Here is a 223-nt window from a genome sequence, read left to right as displayed (position 1 = left end):
CGTTTACTTACGGATTTAAAGATTGAACAACAATTGTTGAAAGAACAGTTAGAGAAAATGCAAACAGCTGTGACTATTCTTGAAGAAAAATCAGTGACGCTTAAAGAAAAAACAGTGACTCCTGAAGAAAAACCATCTGTTACAAAGCAAAGAGCTTTTTCTGGACGCCCAACATCTTTTCGTGATTGGAGAGCATCTAGTCAAAAAAATTAGGGAATGTTAT

At 35.0% G+C, this 223-nt stretch carries 1 protein-coding gene; it reads left to right on the top strand.

The genetic code is table 11. The features are described 5' to 3' along the window. Nucleotides 1-213, top strand: a 213-nt coding sequence (locus tag MR107_RS30995) for a hypothetical protein (protein WP_242293223.1), incomplete at its 5' end; no start/stop codon positions are given. Between the last annotated feature and the right edge of the window lie 10 nt (nucleotides 214-223).

It is taken from the genome of Bacillus cereus group sp. BfR-BA-01441 (assembly GCF_022663075.1).
GTDB classification, from domain to species: Bacteria; Bacillota; Bacilli; order Bacillales; family Bacillaceae_G; genus Bacillus_A; species Bacillus_A cereus.
The sequence above is the reverse complement of the archived record's forward strand: the minus strand, read 5'-3'. Positions and strand labels throughout refer to the sequence as shown.